At 41.7% G+C, this 17,130-nt stretch carries 16 protein-coding genes; 11 read left to right on the top strand and 5 right to left on the bottom strand.

All coding sequences use genetic code 11. From position 1 onward, the window contains the following. Positions 1-109: 109 nt before the first annotated feature. The 6 genes from F9K23_12470 to F9K23_12445 all read left to right on the top strand — a co-directional run bounded on the left by F9K23_12470 (position 110) and on the right by F9K23_12445 (position 6,017). Positions 110-1,183 (top strand): class I fructose-bisphosphate aldolase, encoded by a 1,074-nt coding sequence (locus F9K23_12470; protein ID KAB2915029.1) that lies wholly within the window; start codon positions 110-112, stop codon positions 1,181-1,183. A 179-nt stretch (positions 1,184-1,362) separates the two neighbouring features. Beyond that, a complete protein-coding gene (locus F9K23_12465) occupies positions 1,363-2,244 on the top strand; it encodes an acetyl-CoA carboxylase carboxyltransferase subunit beta (protein KAB2914935.1) in 882 nt (293 codons plus the stop codon). Between the two features lie 11 nt (positions 2,245-2,255). Continuing rightward, positions 2,256-2,654: a VOC family protein gene (locus F9K23_12460; protein ID KAB2914934.1), complete on the top strand. Its 399-nt coding sequence runs from the start codon at positions 2,256-2,258 to the stop codon at positions 2,652-2,654. Positions 2,655-2,726: 72 nt separating this feature from the next. Continuing rightward, a complete protein-coding gene (rpsO, locus tag F9K23_12455; GenBank protein ID KAB2914933.1) occupies positions 2,727-2,996 on the top strand; it encodes a 30S ribosomal protein S15 in 270 nt (89 codons plus the stop codon). 96 nt (positions 2,997-3,092) lie between these two features. Beyond that, positions 3,093-5,495 carry a polyribonucleotide nucleotidyltransferase gene (locus F9K23_12450; protein ID KAB2914932.1) on the top strand — a complete coding sequence of 801 codons (2,403 nt, stop codon included), beginning with the start codon at positions 3,093-3,095 and terminating at the stop codon, positions 5,493-5,495. Between the two features lie 60 nt (positions 5,496-5,555). After that, positions 5,556-6,017, top strand: coding sequence for a hypothetical protein (locus F9K23_12445; GenBank protein KAB2914931.1), 462 nt, complete (start codon positions 5,556-5,558; stop codon positions 6,015-6,017). Here the strand turns inward: F9K23_12445 and F9K23_12440 are convergent, their stop codons facing one another. The 3 genes from F9K23_12440 to F9K23_12430 form a co-directional block, all read right to left on the bottom strand. After that, entirely contained in the window at positions 6,018-6,845 is an 828-nt protein-coding gene (locus F9K23_12440; GenBank protein ID KAB2914930.1) for a hypothetical protein, read from the bottom strand. Between the two features lie 9 nt (positions 6,846-6,854). After that, positions 6,855-9,470 carry an AAA family ATPase gene (locus tag F9K23_12435; GenBank protein KAB2914929.1) on the bottom strand — a complete coding sequence of 872 codons (2,616 nt, stop codon included), beginning with the start codon at positions 9,468-9,470 and terminating at the stop codon, positions 6,855-6,857. A 300-nt stretch (positions 9,471-9,770) separates the two neighbouring features. After that, positions 9,771-11,012: a T9SS type A sorting domain-containing protein gene (locus F9K23_12430; GenBank protein ID KAB2914928.1), complete on the bottom strand. Its 1,242-nt coding sequence runs from the start codon at positions 11,010-11,012 to the stop codon at positions 9,771-9,773. A gap of 182 nt (positions 11,013-11,194) precedes the next feature. Between F9K23_12430 and F9K23_12425 the strand changes: the two genes are divergently transcribed. From F9K23_12425 to F9K23_12415, 3 genes are read left to right on the top strand one after another with little or no spacing between them, the layout of a single operon-like run. Further along, positions 11,195-12,364, top strand: a complete 1,170-nt coding sequence (locus tag F9K23_12425) for an ABC transporter ATP-binding protein (GenBank protein ID KAB2914927.1) — start codon at positions 11,195-11,197, stop codon at positions 12,362-12,364. A gap of 5 nt (positions 12,365-12,369) precedes the next feature. Then, on the top strand, positions 12,370-13,887 hold the full coding sequence (locus F9K23_12420) for a hypothetical protein (GenBank protein KAB2914926.1): 1,518 nt from the start codon (positions 12,370-12,372) through the stop codon (positions 13,885-13,887). Between the two features lie 49 nt (positions 13,888-13,936). Then, positions 13,937-14,380, top strand: a complete 444-nt coding sequence (locus F9K23_12415) for a GNAT family N-acetyltransferase (protein ID KAB2914925.1) — start codon at positions 13,937-13,939, stop codon at positions 14,378-14,380. 65 nt (positions 14,381-14,445) lie between these two features. Here the strand turns inward: F9K23_12415 and F9K23_12410 are convergent, their stop codons facing one another. Next, entirely contained in the window at positions 14,446-15,024 is a 579-nt protein-coding gene (locus F9K23_12410) for a hypothetical protein (protein ID KAB2914924.1), read from the bottom strand. 74 nt (positions 15,025-15,098) lie between these two features. Continuing rightward, positions 15,099-15,677, bottom strand: coding sequence for a hypothetical protein (locus F9K23_12405; protein KAB2914923.1), 579 nt, complete (start codon positions 15,675-15,677; stop codon positions 15,099-15,101). 125 nt (positions 15,678-15,802) lie between these two features. On the opposite strand from F9K23_12405, the gene F9K23_12400 reads away from it, so the two are divergent. Both F9K23_12400 and F9K23_12395 read left to right on the top strand, forming a co-directional pair. After that, positions 15,803-16,714 (top strand): TIGR01777 family protein, encoded by a 912-nt coding sequence (locus tag F9K23_12400; protein KAB2914922.1) that lies wholly within the window; start codon positions 15,803-15,805, stop codon positions 16,712-16,714. Between the two features lie 38 nt (positions 16,715-16,752). After that, a complete protein-coding gene (locus F9K23_12395; protein KAB2914921.1) occupies positions 16,753-17,088 on the top strand; it encodes a hypothetical protein in 336 nt (111 codons plus the stop codon). Positions 17,089-17,130: the final 42 nt, after the last annotated feature.

Genomic DNA, 17,130 nt, shown 5'->3' with positions numbered 1-17,130 from the left:
AAAACGCCTGATAGCAACTACTAACAATGAGCTGTTAACAGTTTACCTCTGCACATTCAAAAAAAAACATACCTTTGCCGAAATTTTTAAAAACCGACCTCATACTATGATGGACATTTCGAAAATCCAAGAGCTGCTGGGCGACAAAGCTGATGCCCTGCTAAACCATGAGAGCAAAACCGTATCAAAAGATATGCTGCACTTGCCCGGCCCCGATTTCACCGAGCGCGTTTGGGTGAACAGCAACCGCAACCCACAAGTGTTGCGTAGCCTTAATGCTATTTATAACACCGGTCGTTTGGCCGGTAGCGGTTATGTATCAATACTACCTGTTGACCAAGGTATTGAACACAGCGGCGGAGCGTCGTTTGCAAAAAACCCTATTTACTTTGACCCTGAAAACATCGTAAAACTTGCTATTGAGGGCGGTTGTAATGCTGTTGCTACTACGTTTGGTAACCTTGCAATGATGTCTCGCAAGTATGCTCACAAAATACCTTTTATGGTAAAAATCAACCATAACGAGTTGCTTACTTACCCTAATAAATTCGACCAGATTATGTTCGGAAGCGTTCGCGAAGCATGGAACTTAGGTGCTACTGCGGTGGGTGCTACCATTTATTTCGGTTCTGAAGAATCTTCACGCCAGATTATTGAGGTTGCTGAAGCTTTTGAAGAAGCGCATGAATTGGGTATGGCTACTGTGTTGTGGTGCTATGTACGTAACAATGCTTTCAAAAAAGACGGTGTTGATTACCACGTATCTGCCGATTTAACAGGCCAAGCCAACCACTTGGGTGTAACTATCCAAGCCGATATCATCAAACAAAAATTACCTGAAAACAACGGCGGTTTTAAAGCTCTTAATACAGGCTCAAGCAGCTACGGTAAATTGGATGAAAGAATGTACACCGAGCTTTCAAGCGATAACCCTATTGACCTTTGCCGTTACCAAGTGGCCAATTGCTACATGGGTCGTGCCGGTTTGATTAACAGTGGTGGCGATAGCAAAGGAGCTACCGATATGGCTGATGCTGTACGCACTGCAATTATTAACAAACGTGCCGGCGGTATGGGCTTGATTTCAGGTCGTAAAGCCTTCCAAAAACCAATGAACGATGGCGTTGCTTTATTGAATGCCATCCAAGATGTGTACCTTAACAAGGACGTTACCATCGCTTAATTCTTTAATTTCTATACTATCGGGTAATAGTTACCGGTTATCGGAGAATTTGTTTTCCGTTTGCCGATAACTATTATCTTTGATTTTTGGTTAGCAGGTAACTGTTGTTGGTTATCAGTAAACTACACACTGACTTACAAGCAACTACCTATAACCGGGATAAACCCAATAACTAACAAATGAGTTGGTATAAACGCCTCAAAGAAGGAATATCTACTTCTACTAAAGATAAAAAAGCTACACCGGAAGGATTATGGTACAAATGTCCCCGTTGTAAAAAGGCTACACTTACCGAAGACCACAAACAGGCAAACTACGTATGCCCACATTGCCAATACCACCATAAAATTGGCTCTGAGGAGTATTTTGATATTTTGTTTGACGATGGTCACTACAAAGAGTTAGATGCTAATATGCTTAGCGCCGACCCTTTGGAGTTTACGGATAGTAAAAGCTACAAAAACCGTATTGAAGAAAGCATACAAAAAACCGGTTTACACGATGCATTGCGCACCGGCGTAGGCAAGGTTGACGGCCACCCCTTAGTGGTTGCTTGTATGGATTTTAACTTTATTGGCGGTAGTATGGGTAGTGTGGTAGGCGAAAAAATATCACGCGCCATACAACACAGCCGTGCCAACCATATTCCTTTATTAGTAATTTCAAAATCGGGCGGTGCCCGTATGATGGAAGCTGCCCACTCGCTGATGCAAATGGCTAAAACCAGTGCACAATTGGCGTTGTTGAGCAAAGAAGGAATTCCTTACATATCGCTTATGACCGACCCTACAACAGGTGGTGTTACCGCATCGTTTGCTATGTTGGGCGATTTTAACATATCAGAACCCGAAGCCCTGATAGGCTTTGCAGGTCCTCGTGTAATTAAAGAAACCATCGGTAAAGATTTGCCTAAAGGTTTCCAAAGCGCTGAGTTTTTGTTAGAACACGGTTTTCTTGATTTTATAGTGCCCCGCACTGAACTGAAAGAAAAAATGGCGCTATTGCTACAACTGCTTACTGAAAAGAAAAGCAAAAGCAAAAAGGCCGAAGCCGCCTCATAACAATTCAGGTCTTGCAACTAAATCAAGTAATAGTATCGGTAAGCAACATCACCAACTCCGTAGCCTTTTACAAAACGTTAGGGTTTCAGTTGATAGTTCTCACCGATACTTATGCTCGGTTTATCATCCCTGATAATCAGGCAACATTTTCACTGCATCTTGCAGAAAATGTACTCCCTTCAGACACCATGTTGTATTTTGAGTGTGAGGATGTTGACAGTACATTTAACCAATTAAAAAATAAAGGCATTGAGTTTATTATGCCTGTTACCAACCAGCCGTGGTTGTGGCGCGAAGCCTACTTTAACGACCCTGATGGAAATAAACTGTGCATTTACCACGCAGGTGAAAACAGACTAAACCCGCCTTGGAGGATTAAAGAGTATTTAATAAATGCTAACATTAAGTAAACAAACATTTGCTTTATGTTATTACTCTTAATATCTTTGCACACTATTTTATAAGAGATAAACCGTAATACGATGCAAGTTACATCAGAAGTTAAGAAAGAGATATTTAAACAACACGGCGGCGCGGAAACAAACACAGGCAGTGCCGAGGCTCAGATAGCCCTTTTTACTGCCCGTATACAACACATTACTGGGCACCTGAAAGTAAACAAACAGGATCACTCAGCAGAGCTTAGCCTAATTAAACTGGTAGGTAAGCGCCGTGCTTTGTTGGACTACTTGGCCAAAAAAGACATTTTCAGGTACAGGGCCATCATTAAAGAACTTAACATTAGGAAATAAGTTCAAAATATTTTGACGAACTAAAACCTTAATAAATCAAAAGCCTTATAGCCATAAGGCTTTTGTTATTTTTACACATTTATACAATCCAACTATATGTCTAATCCACTAGGAGTTACCAAGACAATCGATTTTGGTGACGGAAAAGTAATTGAAATTGAAACCGGCAGGCTTGCCAAACAAGCCAACGGTTCAGTGGTGCTGAAAATGGGCAATACGATGATACTAGCAACCGTTGTGGCTGCGCCCGAGCACAAAGAAGGAGCTGACTTTTTGCCCCTTACCGTTGATTATCAGGAAAAATTTGCATCTGTAGGCCGCATTCCAGGCGGTTTTTTAAAGCGTGAAGCACGCCTTTCTGACTATGAAATTCTTATCAGCCGTTTGGTTGATAGGGCTATCCGCCCCTTGTTTTCTGAAGATTACCATGCCGATACGCAGGTAATGCTAACCCTTATTTCTTCTGACGAGAACATAATGCCCGATTGTTTAGTAGGCTTAGCCGCTTCTTCGGCCATTATGCTGACTGATTTGCCTTTTAACGGCCCTATGAGCGAAGTGCGTGTAGGCCGTATCGATGGTAAGTTTGTAATAAACCCTTACAAGAGCGAACTTGAGAACAGCGATATTGATATGATTGTTGCCGGTACCATGAATGATATAAACATGGTGGAAGGTGAGATGAATGAGATATCTGAAGCTGACATGGTAGAGGCTTTGAAGTTTGCTCACGATGCAATTAAAAAGCACTGCCAAGCACAGCTTGAACTTTGTGACCTTTTAGGCGGACGCAAACCCCGTATGGAATATAACCACGAGGTGAACAGCGAAGATGTTAAAAAACAGGTGTATGCTGATTTGTACGACAAGGTGTATGCCATTGCAAAATCACAAGCGCCTAAAAAAGAACGCAGCAAAGCATTTTCTGAAATTGTAAAAGAATACATTGCTGCCATGCCCGAAGATACCACCGATGAGGTGAAAGGCTTGGTGAAAAAATACTACGGCCACGTGCAGTACGATGCCATGCGTAACATGGTATTGAACGAAAAAGTACGTTTGGACGGACGTAAGCTAAACGAAGTGCGCCCTATATGGACAGAGGTAAACTACTTACCATCTGCACACGGTTCGGCTATATTTACAAGGGGTGAAACCCAATCGCTAACCAGTGTTACTTTGGGTAGCAAATTGGACGAGCAAATGCTTGACAGCCCAATGAACAGCGGTTTCAATCGTTTCATGCTTCACTACAACTTCCCCGGTTTTTCAACAGGTGAAGTAAAACCAAACCGCGGACCTGCCCGTCGCGAAATCGGACACGGTAACCTTGCCATGCGCGGTTTGAAAAAGATATTACCCGGTGATGATGTAAACCCTTACGTAATCCGTGTAGTATCAGATATTCTTGAGTCTAACGGTTCATCATCTATGGCTACTGTTTGCGCAGGCTGTATGGCAATGATGGATGCCGGTATTCAAGTAAAAAATATGGTTTCGGGTATTGCCATGGGTCTTATTTCAGGCGAAGATGGTAAATACTCAATTCTGACTGACATTTTGGGCGACGAAGACCACTTGGGCGATATGGACTTTAAAGTGGTAGGTACTAAAAATGGTATCACGGCCGTGCAAATGGACATCAAAATAGATGGTTTGCGCTGGGAAATTGTTGAAGAAGCACTTAACCAAGCCAAAGAAGGCCGCTTGCACATATTGGGCGAGATGAGCAAAACCATTGCTGAGCCTGCATCTGATTACAAACCACACACTCCACGTATTGTGCGCATAGATGTTGCTACTGAGTTTATCGGTGCAATTATCGGACCCGGTGGTAAAATGATTCAAGGCATCCAAAAAGAAACCGGTACTTCTATCAGCATCACTGAAGAAGGTAACAAAGGTATTGTTGAGATTGCCAGCAACGATAAGGCAGGCATGGAAAAAGCCGTGAAGATTATCGAAGGTATCATTGCTGTACCCGAAGTAGGCGAAGTGTACGAAGGTGTGGTGAAAACCATTACTGAGTTTGGTGCATTTGTTGAATTTTTGCCCGGCAAAGACGGTTTGTTGCACATTTCTGAAATCAGCTGGAAGAAACTTCCAAGCATGGAAGGTGTAATGGAAGTTGGCGAAGAGGTGAAGGTGAAGCTTATTGAAGTAGATAAGAAATCAGGTAAATACCGTTTAAGCCGCAAAGTATTGTTACCACGCCCTGAGGGTATGCCTGAGCCTGACGAAAACGAAGGCCGTGAGCGTCGTGATAACCGCGACCGTGGTGGTGACAGGGGACGCGATAACCGTGGCCCGCGTAACGACAACCGTGACCGTGGCGGACGTGATAACCGCGACCGTGGTCCACGTAATGATAATCGTGACCGTGGCCCTCGCAACGATAACCGCGACCGTAATAATGACGGACGTAACCGCACCAACGGTGGTGGCGAAAACAACAGCCAAGCTACCAACGATGCGTATAACTTTGACGGAGAACTATAATATTATATAGCTTTTTACTATTTTTAACTCCTGTTACACTATTGTAGCAGGAGTTTTTTTATGAATAAACAATCGGTTTTTGTGATAGTTGTTATTGCCGTTTTATTGGGTGCTTCTTGTAAAAAAGACAAGGACGAAAACAATAATACTGTTAATGTGAGTGAGAAAACAAAGCTTATTACCGGTGGCGGGGCTAAAGGCTGGTTGTTCGTTTCGGCAAAGAAAGACAACGTAGAAACGCTTGAAAATTGCCAAAAGGATAATCTGTACGTATATAAAACCGACAAATCACTGATTGTGGACGAAGGGGCTACAAAATGTGCAGCCAACGACCCACAGGCCGTGGCTGCCACATGGTCGTTTAACGCTGCCGAAGACAGCGTATCTTATAACCTTGCCGGCAGTATTGAAAAATACAAAATTGTAGTGCTTACTGATAAGGATATGCAGCTAAACACCCTTGATACGGTGTTGGGTGCTGGTACGGTATATACTTACACCATTAGCTTTAAAGCCCAGTAATTAACGGAATATTGTACCTACCCCAAGTGTTATTGCTACGTTTGAGAATGACAAATTCCGCTTCATAAAATCTACTTCAGGGCTGTTAAAACTATTATCTACAACCTCCCTCAACTCTGACCTGATGTATGACAATGAATAATTGGTGCTTGCCAGTAAGTACCAATCCCCCTTCATTAAATACTTAATATCTGCATTTAAGAATAAGAGCGGGGCAACATTACCGCCCACCTTCCACGAACCTCCCTTATAAAAATTGCTACTATTAATCCCTTTGTGCACACGCAAGTTCAAAACCCCGTCTTCTTTATTAATATTCCTAAAATAAGTAACACCAACTCCTACCCCGCCTGAAAAGGCTATTTTTTTATGTAAGTACGAATACGATATACCGCCATAGGCACTATAATTTTCATACAAAAAGAAATCTAAACCTGATATAATTGAGTCACCATATTTTTGCACGTAACTCTTGTTAAAGGCTATATTATCAAATTTCACCCTGTTGAAAACAGCTCCAATTACATACCCTATCTTATTATGGAAAAATTTAGAATATTTGGCATTAACACTTACCTGCCCATAATAGGGCTCTGCAAAAGCATCTTTAAAAGGTTCATTCTTGGCTCCAAAACTACCTACAGGGATATTCCACCCCATTGAAAACTGAAAGTCGGCTTTATAGGGTTCAAACCATTTGTACACTACAGTATCAACTTCATACTCAGCGGTGTCTGTTACTTCTTCTTCCTCGTCCTCAAATTGGGCAAAAAGAAAAAGCCTGCAAACAACAAGTAGTGTTAGCAGGCAATATTTTTTTATATTCAATGTAAAATTTTATCGTTTAAAACCGATACCGCTGCTTGGGTTTGCGGCTTGGTTGCGGTCAACACTAAAGTCCTCAACATCTTTAATGGTGATGGTTTCTATCATTTTTTGGTTGCGGTCTTCCTGTGCTGTTTGACTTAAGCGCAAGTGCTGGTTTTTAATCACGTGCTCAATAATCTTGCGCACTTCGCGGCCGTTACCAAAGTATTTATCTTTAACTGTCAACATGTGATTAAAGTATTCCTGCAAGTGTCCTTTTGCTTTTTTATCAGGCTGCACGCCGTTTTCTTTAAACAACAGCATGGCAATATCCATCAACTCATTTTCATTGTAATCTTCGAAGTGGAACGCGCGGTCAAAACGTGATTTCAAACCGGGGTTCGACTCAAGGAAATAAGTCATGTTTTGGGTATAACCTGCAGCAATTACCACAAACTCTCCCCTACGGTCTTCCATACGTTTCAACAGGGTTTCAACCGCCTCACGACCGTAATCTCCGCCGCCGCCTTCGGTTAACGAATAGGCTTCGTCAATAAACAGTACGCCGCCCATTGCGTTATCAATCAGTTCGGCAGTTTTAATGGCGGTTTGGCCAATGTAACCACCTACTAACCCTTGTCGGTCGGTTTCAAGCATGTGGCCGCGTTCTAAAATACCCAACGCTTTGTATATCTGAGCCAAGATACGGGCTACAGTGGTTTTACCTGTACCGGGGTTACCTGTAAATACCGCATGCAATGAGAATGATTTGCGGAAGTCTTTACCGGTTTCACGGTAAAAGCGCACCAGTTTCACCAACTCGTCAATCTCTTCTTTGATTTTGCTCAAGCCCACCATTGCTTTTAGCTTGCCCATCGATTCGCGTAGCAAATCTTCATCAATGGGAATATCGGCAAGGCTTTTGGTTTTAGGGGCGTATATTTTCTCGATGTCCTCAATTTGAATGGTCGAAAGTTCTTCTTCGGTCAACAACTGAGGGTCTTTTTGCTTCATGATGCGCAAGCCCAGATTGATTTTTGATTCATCAATCAATGAGTTTACTAGACGAGCGTTACCAAAGGTTTTATTCCTGTCACGGTATTCATCCACCAACTTGCGGTACATGGTATCGCGGGCAATAGGACTTAGTTTAACACCGCGTTTATCGGCTGCGTAATCAGCAATTTGTATTAGCTCTTGGGGAACATAGTCGGGGAAATCAAACTCAACATTAAACCTCGATTTCAAACCGGGGTTTGAGTTAATGAATGAATCCATTTGCTCTGGATAACCAGCTACAACTACAGCCAAATCACCTGTACCGTCGCTCATTTCCTTCAACAGCACTTCAATTGCCTCACGGCCAAAATCTTTGCTATCGTCGTCTTTGCGTGATAAAGCATAGGCTTCATCAATAAACAATATACCGCCTTTGGCTTTCTTAATAGCTTCTTTCGTTTTGGGCGCTGTTTGACCTATGTATTCAGCAACAAGGTCTCCCCTATCCACTTCATGCACGTGCCCTTTGCTTAGCAAGCCCATTTGCTTGTATATTTTACCCAACATCCGCGCTACGGTTGTTTTACCCGTACCCGGATTTCCTTTGAACACGGCGTGCAATACCACATTATCAGCATCTTTTAAACCGCGTTGTTTACGCAGTTTAATAAAGTTCAGATAGCTGGTGTATTCCATTACCCGTTTCTTAATCGGGGCCAAGCCTATCAGGCTTTGAAACTCCTTCATCACATCGTCAAGGGTTTCAGCACCTTTTGCGGCTTCAATTTCTTCTTTGCGTATCTGGCGTTCTACCAATGTAGGCGGCTGTGCTTCAAAGTCCTCATCGTCGGCTTCTTCGTAATCATAGCCCACTTTAAACGGAACTTCTGCAATCAGCTCGTCCATAAAAAGAATATCAACGTAATACGCGTCGTTATTCCAAGTACCCTTGGTTTCACTTCCCCAGCCTACAGTACAAACAATCTTTTCATCTTGGGGATATACAAACAACAGCTTGTCAATTTTTCCAATCAACTGCCCTGTGTGGGTTTTAAACTGGAATATCAATTCACAAGCCCAGTAATCATATTGTTTCACCAAGTTATCGGCGGTAAACTCAACCCAAATGTAACGGGCATCAGCACCGTAAAAGGTTTTAAAGTATTTACGGTCTTTTGGTTTTACGTTGCTATCGGGGCCTTCGTACAACTTAAGGGTTTCCAGCTTAAAGTAAGGATTGTGGTTTTCGGTCACAATGCCTTCCTTCTCCACATAAAAATGCTTCTCAGCCACAAACTTTCCGTTCACGTGGGCTTCCCAACGATAGCTGCCGCGTTTCCAATAACCTCCGGTTTCCTTCACACCCCAACCTTCACGCACAAAAACAATATTGTCTTCTTTGCGTATGCGGCGGTCGCAATTCAGCGTACATACTTCCTTATTGTCTGACGAGTAGCACTTCAGCTCCATTTTAAGATCCCAGTCTTCTTCGTCAAACAATTTATTGTATAGCGAGACCTCGCAGTATATATAGCTTACTTCGCTCTCGTCGTATACCAGCCTGTAATTCTTTTCATTATTGGCCAACCACTCGGTAGAACCAAATACCTTTATATCTCTGTATTTATACTCACTATTCTCTGCCATATCTCTATCTTAATTCGGGGTGAAAGTTAACTTTTCTAAGCAAAAATCAACTACTTTGCCAAAAATCTTTTTTCACCCTAATATTTGTTTACATCTTGTTTATTAGACTACTGTTTACGCAGTTAGTTGAAACAGAATGTGTTTTAACGCTATAAACGTAAAACCATCCAATTGGGTAACAAATATTTAGCCGATTGGATTACAAAAAATAAGGGCGCCTCCCGGCGCCCTACATTTACTGTACTTATTTTTGCTTCGCAAAACGGGACGCGGACTGGTTCCAACGCCCCGCTTTGAGTGTTACTGGTTTATTGCTAATTTTTGGGTAAACACTTGGTTACCCATGGCCACTTGCACCATATAAAGGCCGTTTGCCAACCCTTGGGTGTTAAGTGCATGTGTGCTAAGCCCGTTGCCTTGCAAGGTTTGGGTGTTTAGCACTTTTCCACCCATATCCATAATGTTTACGGTTGCATCAGCCGCCATATCCATTACGATGGATACAGCCCCTGCCGATGCCGGGTTGGGATATAGTGTGAAGAAGTTGTTTTTAACAGGAGCATTTATGCCTACCGATGACGTTAGTTTCTCTTTCGAGAACACAAACTTGCCGTTGCTGCTTGCAAAGCCTGTAAATATTAGCTTCCACACGTCATCGTTACCGTCTTTAATAAAGTATACGGTGCTGTCTTCTATTACATAGGCACCCAATGTCATGTTGTAGGTTTTCCATCCCCATCCCAACGTATTTATTGTACTGCCAAACGTTTGGCTTGCATAATCTTTATAGGTTGAAGGGTCGTTTACAGGATATACTTTTACAGTTCCCGTGGTTTTGTTAGTTAAAACACCACTTACGGTGTACGCTACAGGCACAAATGCGGTGTATTGGGTAAAAGTTAAATCCCAATTGGCAGCCAAAGGCTCACGATTCACCTGTGTTCCGTTTTGTATTGAAAAGTATCCGAAGTTTTTACCTGTAAAATCAGCTTTAGCAATGGTTTTGGTTTCTTCGGCTGTATTATCAAGGTTACCATATTTAAAGGTGTAGGTTGAGTTTGCCAATTTTTCAATCCAAAGCTTTTTATAAGCACCGTTTGATAGTTTAATCACGTATAAGCTATCGCCCACCACCTGATGGTTTGAGGTATTATACACACCCCACCCCAAATCTGCGGCATCAAACGGGTCAATGTTCACATTAAATGCACCCATTTCCCATGCTAAATCAGAGTTGTAAAGTTTTGGCCAAGTAGTTATACCAGTGGTATCAATAGTACTCCAGCCGGTAATATCACTTTTTGGATACACCCATAATGTGTTACCGTTTGCGCTGTTTAATAGTATCGATGATGTGATACTGTTAATTTCGAAAGCTATGTCCCAATTGTTTTTGGCCGAAGTTCCTTGCTTATCGTTTGCAAGGCTGTACCATACTTGGTTGGCATACTGTGCTCCCAGCATTACAGAATCGTTTACTGCCTGAGCGAATGAAAATGTTGCTACCAGCAACAGTGTTAATGAGGTTAAGAGTTTTTTCATACTAATGTCTTTATTCTTATTTAGACTAATTATAAACAGAGGCAAATGTAAGAGTATCCTTAATCTGTCAAAACTCAAATTCAAAAGCTGACATTTTTATGACAATGACAATTGGTTAACCGATAATACTCTTTGTCGATAATTTGCGTTTACTTTCTTAATTATTAGCGTATTTGCATACTATGAACCCAGCATTTGAAACCCACCTTCAAGAAGTCCATAATCATTACCAATCGGGTGATGCATTTTTAGGGCTCCGCCGTCTCACGGATTGTGCGTTTGAGACACAAGACCCTGAAGTGTTTAGAAAAACGATTGCGTTGTATGAATGGCTTGAAACCAACACAAATGCTGATAACCAAGAAGTGTTGCTGAAGGTAGGACACCTGCTTGAAACAATACGGAATGCCGGCTTAAAAACGGAGCACAAGGAAAACGCTAAAATATTGAGTGTGCAAAAGGTGACGAAAACCTACCTGAAAAGCGGGTTCAAGATTAAAGACCTGAATTTTGAGTTAAACGAGCGGCAGATAACCGGCTTGGTGGGCGAAAACGGGAATGGTAAAACAACACTCCTAAGACTACTGGCCGCCGAGTTAAAACCCGATAACGGCATCATAAATTACTCGTTTGCCAAGGATACCGCCGACCAATACGACCTAAAAACCAAGCTGATTTACATAGAACAACGCATTCCGCGCTGGTACGGAACGCTGATGGATAACCTGCATTTTGTGCTTCCCTATTACGACATTAAGGGTGAGGAGGGGCATTTGTGGGCAGATATGATGATTGCCCGCTTGGGTTTACGCCCCTACAGGCACTTAACGTGGAATAGAATATCATCAGGCTACCGTACACGGTTTGAGCTGGCAAAAACATTGCTGCGCAAACCTAAGATTTTGTTACTAGATGAACCGCTGGCCAATTTGGATATACTTTCACAACAAACAATCCTGCAAGACTTAAAATTTATGGCCAATTCAATAACAGCTCCGTTTGGGATGATATTGAGTTCACAACACATTTATGAGGTTGAAAAGGTATCAGACACCATTATCTTTATTAAAAACGGGGAGCCTCAATACCAAACCAATACTACTGAGCACACCCCTACAGCTACCAACGAATTAATTGTGGAGCTTGAAACTTCTGCTACACGAGAGGCTTTGGCAGCAGCGTTCAATACCATCGGGGTTACAAAAATTCAATACAACGGCGGAGTATTTCTGCTCCACTTTCCGGCAACTGTATCTGTAAGTCTTTTATTAGATACAATGGCTAAAAACAATATTGCTCCTAACTATTTCCGCAACATTTCTAATTCATCACGCAGGTTCTTTATCAACTAAAAATCATGCTAAAAAAACTCAACCAAAAACTGATAAGCAAGTACCCGCTATTGTGGAATACACGTGTTGCATTTGTTATTCCTGCGGCGCTTATCATACATATACTTTTTTACCTGGCCGGTTTTTTACAACCCATAAAACTTACAGAACTGTGGGTGTACCGTTACTTTAGTATGGAGGGAGTAGTAACCTTTTCCGTACTTATTTCTGCTCTTATGATTATTGGCTGGCTGGTATTTTACCTCCGCAACAATCCCTTTAAATCATTTTATACCATCGGTAAAGCCTATTTGTATTACGAGTTTCTGCTCATTTTCACCGTATTCTCTTCAACCTCTACCTTTTTCTTTACCTATCAACAAGGACTTTATAACCGCGTTGAACTGGTAAGTAGAGAAGTAGTGCTTGAAGACGACGCGAATGCTATAAACCTTGCTATGCACTTCATGGCTTTTGATGAGGGTGATTTTGACATCCGTTACAGTTGTGACTCTTTGAGGGCTGATTATCTAAGAGACTCATTGGAACAGCTGAGTAAGAAAAATATGACTCAAGCTACACAGGACTCGATAGCGGCAGCAATGGAGCTACTTGAATCAGAGTATCAGACTGTTGATACTGTAGAATATGAAAAAAGCTACCTGCACTATTGCAAACAACATATACGTTTCTACAACAGCCCGATAAACATATTGCATGAGTATGACTTGGATGCCATTGCCCAACGGTGGTTAAATGAGGGGCGTAAGGACTCTATTGCTGCGCAAATAAACAAGTTTAAAGCATTGTGTACCAAGTATGGTATAGACCACAACATCAATACTGAAAAACAAGTTGCTGAATGTTTTAATGATAACAGGCATACGGTAATGCGCATATTGGCCTCATCAAGAAATTACGCTGATGAGAATAATCAAGGTAGAGCCGTTTACAGCGGCTACTATGCTAATAATCATGAGTTGACAAATGCCATCGAAAAGGTGGATGAAGTTAGAAACGGATTTTGGAACAACGATTTATTACTTGTTATTCTTTATTACTCGCTGGGAATGTCCATCATAATTTTCAGCTTCCGTACCACCCGACTCAAACAATGGTTTATGGCTATTATAGGCATGGGGTTGTTATCGGTTGCAGTAAGCATTATTGTTCTTGGTTTCAGAAATGAAGAAAAAGCAATTCCCGCCCTACTACTTTTTATCTGGGTAATTGTCTTATTCTTCACGCTTCGGTTCATCTATAAACAAGGACCTAAAACCATTAGCGGTATTTTCCTCAACTGGGTGTTTTGGTTTATGCCGTTTGTTTTACCCATGATTTTTGTAATAACATATGAAGCTACAGATACGGATTGTTATAAAGCTTATCAGCAAGGGTTGCCTTGCCCCCCCGACTCCCCTATCCATACATGGATAAGGCTTAATTGGGATATTATTAACGGGAGTAATATTGTGCTGATTCTGTTATTACTTGGGGCTTATATAGGCCTTGCACGTAAATGGCAAGCAAACCCTGAGGAATAACTAGCAAACGCTACTTTTTTTATCGCACGCTTTTTTATTGCTTTGGGGCATGATTATCCGCAACGCATTTGCAGGCGACGTTGACGCCATTACCCTGCATAACTGCCTGATGGCAATGGAAACCGAAAGTAAAACCCTTGATGAGGCAATTGTGAAAATTGCGGTAGAGGCTGCAATAAACGACCCCGGTAAAGGTTTTTACCTGATGGCTGAGATTGAAGGCGAGGTTGCCGGAAGCCTGATGGTAACGTACGAGTGGAGCGATTGGCGCAATAAAAACATTTGGTGGATACAAAGTGTATTTGTGCGCGAAAATCATCGCCGTAAAGGGATTTATAAAGCGTTATATGCAAAAGTGGTGGAGCTTGCCAAAGCCCATAGTGTAAAAATAATCCGTTTGTATGTAGAGCATGAAAACACCAAAGCCCAAGCTACCTATGAAAGTTTAGGGATGCAAAAAAGCAATTACTTGCTATACGAAGCCGAGATATAAACAAATAGGCGCAACCCTTTGCTGGATTGCGCCCGTGTTATAATCGTCCTTTTAGCCGAAGGATTTTACTTAGTTGGTTCTTTGTAGTAGTAATTCCAGAAAATATACATTTCAGAGCACTTATTACCGTGAAAATCATAGCAAATAAAGGTAATGCTCACGTGGCCCTTCACAAACTCGTAGTTACCTGAGTTTACACGTACCGGGGTACCCATAATCTTCAAAATATCATCTTTGTGCATTCCTAAAAAATCCACTTTTATATCGTTGATTTTTCGGTCTTTAAAATAGGCTTTAGTCTCAGCATAGTTGGTATTTCTATTGCCGGTAATACGTATGTGATTCACCGCGTTGGTGGTTTTATCATACGTGTAACTGAACATACGGTTCTTGCTTGCATCATCGTAGTAGCAGGTTACAAAACTGTAAGTGTTTTTCTCGTCTTTGGTGGTTTTGGTTGCATCTCCCAAAAGCGATACGGCTTTGGTGTTCAAATCACCCTTTTGCAAGCCCAGCACATTTGCAAAATCGTCAATGGTGGTTTCCTGTATTGTTTTAGGTTTTGCTGTAGAGCCGCCTTCCTTGTTTGTTCTGCAAGCTGCAAGTGCAACAAACAATACGGCCAAATAGATTGTATTTTTCATATTGGTAATCATAGGTTAGGTTTAATTCCATCAAAATACAAAAAGTAAACGATACTTATTAAAAAGCTGTTTAACTACTCTTGTTCTTTGTAGTAATAGTTCCAAAAAACAAGTATCTCGTCGCAAATTCCACCTGAGAACTCAGGACATAAAAACGTAACCGTAATCCCTCCTTTTTGATATTCCAACTCGCTTTTCTGCTCACGTTTAGGCTCACCAAATACACTCACAATACTATCGCGGGGCATTCCTAAAAATTGAAGTTTTATATCGTTTACCCCGCATTGTTTAAAAAATTCACGGGTGCTACGGTAACCAATCTCGTTACTGCCCGTTACCCTGATATAATTAAGCGTGTAGTTGCGTTTATCATACGTAAGAGAGAAAAGTCTTTCGCCGTACTCGCCGTAGTAGTACATCGATGCGTAATTTATCTTCGACCCTTCATTGGTTTCTTCTTTACCCGGCTCACCCCAAACGTTAATGGCACTATCATAGGTGTAGTTTTTTTTCACCCCTAAGAAACTATAAAAATCATCCACGGTTAAAGCATGCAATTGCCTTGATTTTTCAACACGGGCGCGCTTTGCAGCACCGCAACCCGCCCATAATATCCCTAAGGATACTACCAGTAAGATTATTAGCCTCTTCATCGATTCCTAAATTACGTTTTCAAAATTATGCAAAAAGCTTTAGCTAAATCACCTTGTTAAAATTTATATTTTCAATAAATTTTGAAAATATAATAATTATATTTGAGCAGCGAAGAAAGAAAATCATGAAACCTAAAATAATCATCGCAGGCGGCAACGGCTATCTGGGTAAACTATTGGCTAACCATTGGGGAGCGGATATGTACGACATTGTAATTCTGACAAGAAAACCTTGTAACCTTAAAAACACCCGAACTGTACTATGGAATGGTGTTGATACGGGCGACTGGGTTGCCGAACTTGAGGGTGCATTTGCCCTGATAAATTTTGCAGGCCGCAGTGTTGACTGCCGCTATACCAAGAAGAACAAAAAGGAAATCATACAATCGCGGGTGAAAAGTACCCATGCGTTAGGAATAGCAGTACAAGGCTGCAAAAACCCGCCACAGGTATGGCTAAATGCCTCATCGGCTACCATCTATCCCCACTCTGAAAAAGAAAAAATGACGGAAGCTTACACCGATTTTGGTAATAGTTTTTCAGATACCGTTTGCAAGGTATGGGAGGAAACGTTTTTTGCTGTCCCCTCCCCTGCCACGCGAAAAGCGGCGTTGCGCATTGCTTTAGTAATGGGCAACAACGGTGGTGCTTTCCCTGTATTAAAAAAGTTAGCACAACTTGGATTAGGCGGCAAGATGGGCAAAGGCACACAATACATAAGCTGGATACACGAGCAGGATTTTTGCAGGGCAATAGACTATGTATTAAACCAACCGATAGAAGGCGCAGTAAACATTTCAGCACCGCAGCCTGAAACTAACCAACACTTTATGGAATCGTTGCGGCAAGGCTTGGGCAAACGTTTCGGCATCAACCATCCCCGATGGCTGCTTGAAATAGGGGCAATACTTCTGCAAACAGAAACCGAACTGATACTTAAAAGTCGGAATGTTGTACCGCACCGATTGCTGGAAAACGGGTTCGAGTTTGAATATCCTTCAATCACAGAGTCATTTAAAAGCTTACTGAAAGATTAGTACCTTGGTTAATTCTATATTTTTTAAACCTTTGCAGTATGACAAAAGCAGAGGAACTATACCACCGGATTGCTGAAACTATTAACAATGCTACCAAAAGTAAAATGTTTGGTGCCATGTGTCTTAAAGCACCAAATGGCAAGGCAGGTGTAATGTTTTGGAGAGATTATATGGTATTTAAATTACCTGAGGCTGAACTGAACGAAGCATTAGCACTTGACGGTGTGCAAATGTTTACCCCAATGGACAACAGGGCGATGAATGGCTGGGCTCAAGTTCCCTACGATTACGCTGACCGCTGGAAGGATTGGGCAGAACAATCGATGGCGTATACGGCTACAATTGAAGTAAAACCCAAAAAGAAATCGAAGTAATTTTTACAATACGGTATTGTAAAGCCAACGTATTGTTTTAAA

It is taken from the genome of Bacteroidota bacterium (assembly GCA_008933805.1).
In the GTDB taxonomy this organism is placed as follows: domain Bacteria; phylum Bacteroidota; class Bacteroidia; order UBA8524; family UBA8524; genus SB11.
Note: the sequence above shows the minus strand (reverse complement) of the source record. Positions and strands in the feature narration are given on the sequence as shown.